The organism is Streptomyces sp. PU-14G, assembly GCF_041028275.1.
Classification (GTDB): Bacteria; Actinomycetota; Actinomycetes; order Streptomycetales; family Streptomycetaceae; genus Streptomyces.
On sequence record NZ_JASKYT010000360.1, the window covers coordinates 1 to 7,014 of the forward strand.

The window sequence follows — 7,014 nt, forward strand, 5'->3', positions numbered from 1 at the left end:
GTCGGGTGTTTCGGGTGTGCCGATTGGGTTTCCGGTGTGGAACACGCGGTTGTATGTGCTGGATTCTGCGTTGCGTCCGGTGGCTCCGGGTGTTCCGGGTGAGTTGTATTTGGCGGGTGTGCAGTTGGCGCGGGGGTATGTGGGGCGTTGTGGGCTGACGGCTGAGCGTTTTGTGGCGGATCCTTTTGGTCCGGCGGGGTCGCGGATGTATCGCAGTGGTGATGTGGTTGCTTGGCGTGCGGATGGGGCGTTGGATTATATTGGTCGTGTTGATTTCCAGGTGAAGGTGCGGGGTTTCCGTATCGAGCCGGGTGAGATTGAGGCGGCGTTGTTGGCCCATCCCGGTGTCGCGCAGGCCTGTGTCATTGCCCGCGACAGCCGGGGCACGGGGACCATGGAGACCGGAAAGCAGCTCATCGCCTATGTGACCCCCGCCCCGAGTGCCACCGTGCCGACCGCCGCCGAGGCGGACGCCATCACCGCGGCGGACGCTTCCGCGGCCGGCCTCGGCTCCATGGCGGAGCTGCGCTCCTTCGTCTCCGGGCGACTGCCGGAGTACATGGTCCCGGCCGCGTTCGTCGTGCTGGACGAACTGCCGCTCAACTCCGCCGGGAAGGTCGACCGCAAGGCACTCCCCGAACCCGAGTTCACGGGGACTGACTACCGGGCCCCGCGCAACAAGACCGAGCAGGCCCTCGCCGAGATCTTCGCCGAGGTTCTCGGCCTGGAACGGGTCGGAATCGACGACAACTTCTTCGACCTGGGCGGACACTCCCTGCGCGCCACCCGCCTGATCGGCCTCCTGCGCACCATGTTCGGCGCCGAGGTCCCCATCCGCCTGGTGTTCGAGTCTCCCACTGTCGCGAAACTCGCTCCACATCTGTCCACCGGCCCCAGGACCCGGCAGACGCTCCAGCGGGTCCCCGAACGTCCGCCGCGGGTTCCGCTGTCATACGCGCAGCGCCGGCTGTGGTTCATCCACCGTTTCGAGGGGCCTTCGGCGACCTACAACATCCCTCTCGCCCTGCGGCTGACCGGCGATCTGGACGTGGCGGCACTGCGTGCCGCCGTCCGCGACGTCGTGCAGCGGCACGAAACCCTGCGCACCCTCATCGACGAGGACGCCGAGGGCACCGCCTTCCAGCGGGTGCTGCCCGCCTCCGACGTGGACGTGGACATCCCCCTCACTGTCGTGACCCCCGACGAGGAGGCCGAAGCGGTAGCGGCGGCCCTCGCGCATCCTTTCGACCTGTCGGTGGAACTCCCTGTCCGAGCCGAGATCCTGCGCCGCGGCAGTACGGACGCGTACGTACTGGTGCTGGTCCTGCACCACTTCGCGGGGGACGGGGAATCCACGGCTCCGCTGGCCAAGGATCTCTCCGCGGCCTACACCGCGCGTCTGGCGGGCCGCGCCCCGAGCTGGTCCGACCTCCCCGTGCAGTACGTGGATTACACGTTGTGGCAGCAGGAGCTGCTCGGTGACGAGGAGGATCCGGAAAGTCTGCTCGCGCGGCAGTTCGCCTACTGGCGGGACGAGCTGGCCGACGTGCCGCAGCCCCTGCCACTGCCCGCCGACCGGCCGCGCCGGCCCGTCGCCAGCCGCCGAGGTGACGCGCTGGATCTCAGGCTCGACGGTCGGCTGCTCGCCTCTGTCGAGGATCTGGCGCGCGAGCGCGGCGTCACGGTGCCGATGGTGCTGCAGTCGGCACTCGCCGTGCTGCTGAGCCGGATGGGCAGCGGGGAGGACATCACCCTCGGTTCGCCGATCGCGGGCCGCACCGACGAGGGACTAGCCGACCTCATCGGCTTCTTCGTCAACACCTGGGTGCTGCGTGTCGACCTGTCCGGCAACCCCACGTTCGACCAGGTGCTGCACCGCGTCCGCGACCGCGCACTGGCTGCCTACGACAACCAGGACGCGCCCTTCGAGCGGCTCGTCGAGCTGCTCAACCCCGACCGCTCCACGTCATACCACCCGCTGTTCCAGGTGATGTTCGCCTGGCAGAACTTCAGCCGGGCCGACGTGCTCTTGCCGGGACTGGACGTGGAGTTCGCTCCGCACAGCACCCACACGGCGAAGTTCGACCTGTTCTTCAACCTGGCCGACCTGCCGGGACCCGGCGGGCGCGAGGTGCAGGGCGTCGTCGAGTACGCCACCGATCTGTTCGACCGCACCACTGTCGAGGCCCTCGTGCGCCGATTCGTGCAGGTGCTGCGGACGCTGGTGGCGGATCCCCTGGTGCCCGTGCATGTCCTGGACGTGCTGGACGCGGGCGAGCACGCGTGGCTGGCCGCCCGCAACGAGCTCGCGGTCGCCGCCGGGCAGCAGACGCTCCCCGAGCTGTTCGAGCGTGAGGTGGCGCGGGGGCCCGAGCGGACGGCGGTGACCTGCGCCGGGGCGTCGTTCTCCTACGGGGAGCTGAACGCCCGGGCGAATCGGCTCGCCCGTCACCTGACGGGCCGGGGTGTGGGCCCTGGCACCGTGGTCGCGCTGGCGGTGTCGCGTTCGGTGGACCTGCCCACGGTGCTGCTGGGTGCGCTGAAGGCGGGCGCCGCATACGTGCCGGTGGACCCGGCCTATCCGAGCGCGCGCCTGGAACGGATTCTGCGGGACGCCGCGCCCGAGCTGATCTTGACGGACGAGGCGGCCGCGGCAGTGCTGCCGGAGTCCGGAGCCGAGCGGCTGTACGTGGACGCCGGCGTGCTGTCTGAGGGCCCGGCGGAAGACCTGCGCGCCGATGAGCGTGCGCGGCCACTGGCGTCCGGGGACCTGGCGTATCTGATGTACACGTCCGGATCCACCGGTCTGCCCAAGGGCGTGGGCATCACCCACGGCAATGTCGTGAACTGCCTTCCGGGTCTGGTGGAAGCGGTGGGTGTGGCCGCACCGTGGCGGATGCTGGCTGCGACGTCGGTGAACTTCGACGTGTCGGTGTTCGAGCTGTTCACCACCCTGACGACGGGCGGCAGCGTCGACGTCGTCCCCAACGTGCTGACACTGGCCGAGCGGGAGCGCTGGGACGTGGACGTCATCAGCACGGTGCCGTCGGCGTTCGCCGAACTCCTCGACCAGAGCGCCGAGAAGTCCCGGGTCAAAACCGTCGTCTTCGCCGGTGAAGCCCTCCCCGCCGCTCTCGTCGAGCGAGCCCGCACCGCGCTTCCTGGCGTGCGCGTGGTCAACGGCTACGGCCAGAGCGAGTCCTTCTATGCCACGGCGCACTCCCTCGCACCCGACCACGAGCGGCCGACCTCCGGCACGCTGCCCGTCGGCAAGCCGCTGGGTACTGTGCGCACGTACGTCCTGGGTCCGGGGCTGGCGCCCGTCCCGCCGGGTGTCGCCGGTGAGCTGTACGTCGCGGGGGAGGGCATCGGCCGCGGTTACCAGCACCGTCCGGGGCTCACCGCCGAGCGGTTCGTCGCCGACCCGCAGGGACCTGCCGGCACGCGGATGTACCGCACGGGCGACCTGGCCCGCTGGAACAGCGCCGGCGAGCTGGAGTACGCCGGCCGCGCCGACACGCAGGTCAAGATCCGCGGCTTCCGCATCGAACCCGCGGAGACCGAAGCGGTGCTCGCCGCCCACCCGGGCGTCGCCCAGGCGACCGTCCTCGCCCGCGTGGCTCCAAGCGGCGGCAAGCAACTCGTCGCCTACGTCGTGCCCGCTCCCGCCGAGGGCGGCGACAGAGCCAAGGGCGACATGAACGTCCAGACAGGGCTGTCCCCGGCGCAACTGCGCAAGTTCGTTGCGGGACGCCTGCCCGAGTACATGGTGCCTGCGGCGATCATGGTGCTGGACCGGTTGCCACTCGCGCCGAACGGCAAGCTGGACGAGCGGGCGCTTCCCGCGCCCGAGTACTCCCCCGGCACCTACCGGGCGCCGCGCACCCTGGTCGAGGAGACACTGGCGGCCGTCTTCGCCGAGGTCCTGGACATGGAGCGCATCGGTGTCGATGACGACTTCTTCGCTGTCGGCGGTGACAGCATCCGCTCCATCCAGGTCGTCTCCCGCGCCCGCGCCCTGGGCGTGGCCGTCACCCCGCGGCAGATCTTCGAGGCCCGCACGGTCGCTGAGCTGGCCGAAGTGGCACAGGGCGAGCAGGAATCCGACCGTCCTGTCCTCGCCGAGCTCGACGGCGGGGGCGTGGGCCGCGCCCCACTGCTGCCGATCGTCGGCTTCTCCCGGGAAGCGGGCACCGGCTTCGACCGTTTCGCGCAGTGGATGGCGTTCGAGTTGCCTGTGGGTATTGATCGTGAGGGTCTTGTGGCGACGGTGTCGGCTGTGGTGGATCGTCATGATGTGTTGCGGTCTCGGTTGGTTTGGGGTGTGGGTGGTGGTGTGTTGGAGGTGGTGGCGCCTGGGGGTGTGGATGTGGGTGGGTTGGTTCGGCGGGTGGAGTGTGTGGGTGGTGGTGGTGCGGGTGTGTGGGCGCGTGTGATGTCTGCGGAGTTGGATGTGGCTCTTGGGGAGTTGGATCCGGTGGGGGGTGTGATGTTGCGGTTGGTGTGGTTTGAGCCGGGTGATGTTGGGGTTGGTGGGCGGTTGTTGGTGGTGGCTCATCATTTGGTGGTGGATGGGGTGTCGTGGCGGATTCTTGGTTCGGATTTGGCTGCGGCGTGGGAGCGGGTGCGGGTGGGGGCGGTTCCTGAGTTGGCTCCGGTGGGTACGTCGGTGCGGCGGTGGGCGTATGCGTTGGCGGAGGAGGCGGTTCGGCCGGCGCGTGTGGCTGAGTTGCCGTTGTGGCGTGGGGTGTTGGAGGGGCCGGATCCGCTTGTTGGTTCGCGTGCGTTGGATCGTGGTCGCGATGTGATGTCGACGGTGGRGACGGTGCGGGTGCGGGTGCCTGTGGGGGTGACGGAGTCGTTGTTGTCGGTTGTTCCTGCGGTGTTTCGTGGTGGTGTGGATGATGTGTTGTTGGCGGGGTTGTTGTTGGCGGTGGTGCGGTGGCGTGAGCGGCGGGGTGTGGGGGAGTCGTCGTTGTTGTTGCGGTTGGAGGGGCATGGTCGGGAGGAGGGGGTTGTTCCGGGTGCTGATTTGTCGCGGACGGTGGGTTGGTTCACGAGTGTGTATCCGGTGCGGTTGGATGCGGCGGGTGTGGATGTGGGGGAGGCTTTCGGGGGTGGTCCGGCTGCTGGTGATGTGGTGAAGGCGGTGAAGGAGCGGCTGCGGGCGATACCGGACAAGGGGATCGGGTTCGGTCTGTTGCGGTATGTGAACGCGGAGACGGCCGAGGCGTTGGCCGGCCGCTCGACGGGGCAGATCGGTTTCAACTACCTCGGCCGTTTCACCGGCTCTGACCTGCCCGAACGCCTACGCGGACTCGGCTTCCACCAAGCACCCGAGACCAGCGAAATCGCCCCCTCCCCGTCTGTGGACCTGCCCGTCCTGTCCACACTCGACATCAGTGCCGCCGTCCTCGACGGTGCCGAAGGCCCCCAACTGGGCACCACCTTCTCCTTCCCTACCGGGATTCTGTCCGGTGAGGAGGTGGCGGAGCTGGGTGAGTTGTGGGTTGGGGCGTTGACGGGGCTGGTTCGGCATGTTGCTTCGGGGGAGGCGGGTGGTCTGACGCCTTCGGATGTGTCGTTGGTGGAGGTGTCTCAGGGGGAGATCGAGGCGTGGGAGCGTCGGTTTCCCGGGTTGGTGGATATTTGGCCGCAGTCCACGCTTCAGGCTGGTTTGCTTTTCCACAGCAGGTTGGTTGGTTCCCGGGCTGTCGGGGCGGGGGGTGAGGAGCAGGGTGGTTTCGACGCGTATCAGATGCAGCTTGTCTTCCACTTGTCCGGGCGGGTGGATGCGGGGCGGATGCGGGTCGCGGGACAGGCGTTGCTCGACCGGTACGCCAATCTGCGTACCGCGTTCGTCGACGATGCGGGGGGCAACCCGGTGCAGTTGGTCGTCGAGGGTGTCGAGGTCCCGTTCGATCACCTTGATCTGAGTGCTGTTCCGGAGCGGGAGCGTGAGCGGAGGTTCGAGCGGTTCCTGGCTGAGGATCATGGGCGTCATTTCGATCCGGAGCGGCCGCCGATGCTGCGGTTCACTTTGGTGGCGTTGGAGGCCGAGCGTTTCGAGCTGGTGTTGACGGCGCATCACGCATTGTTCGACGGGTGGTCTTTGCCGACGCTGTTCCGGGATCTGCTGCGTTTGTATGCGGCGGGCGGGGATGCCTCGGAGTTGCCCCGGGTGCGTGGTTACCGCGACTTCCTCGCTTGGCTCTCCCGCCAGGACCGCGAGGCGACTGCCAGGGCCTGGGCCGCCGAGCTGGAGGGCATTGACGAGCCCACGCTGCTCGCGCCTGCCGGTGCGGTCGGTGAGCACGACGCCACGGGGATCGGCCAGGTCGATGTGCCGCTGCCCGTCGAGGACGCCCGCGTGCTGACCCGGCGCGCCGCGGAGCTGGGTGTCACGGTGAACACGTTGGTGCAGGGCGCGTGGGCGGTGCTACTCGGACAGCTGACCGGACGCCAGGACGTGGTGTTCGGTGCGACCGTCTCCGGACGGCCTCCGGAGCTTACCGACGTTGACTCCATGGTCGGCCTGTTCATCAACACCCTTCCCGTCCGGGTGCGCACGGATCCGGGCGAGACTTTCGCCGACGTTTTGCGGCGCACTCAGGAGCACCAGGCAGCCCTGTTGGACCACCACTATCCCGGCCTTGCCGAGATCCAGCAGAGCACCGGGCTGAGCAGCCTCTTCGACACACTCGTCGTCTTCGAGTCCTACCCCATCGACCACGGCGGGCTCGACGAGGCCAAGACCGCGGCAGACATCCGGCTGACAGGCCTGCGCCCCTTCTCCGGCACCCACTACCCGCTGAGCGTCATGGCCGAGGCGAACCCGCATCCCTCGCTCTCGCTCCAATACCAGGAGCACCTCTTCGAGGAGTCGGCGGTGGAGACCATCGCCGCCCGGTTCGCCCATGTGCTCGGGCAGCTCGCGGCGGACCCGTATACCCGCGTCGGTGCCGTCGGCATCCTTACGGCGGATGAGTTTCGTGGGGTGTTGGGGTGGGGTGC

At 68.6% G+C, this 7,014-nt stretch carries 1 protein-coding gene; it reads left to right on the forward strand.

The features are described from left to right. Positions 1-16: 16 nt before the first annotated feature. Positions 17-7,014, forward strand: a 6,998-nt coding sequence (locus AB8Z75_RS28750) for an amino acid adenylation domain-containing protein (protein ID WP_369207026.1), incomplete at its 3' end; no start/stop codon positions are given.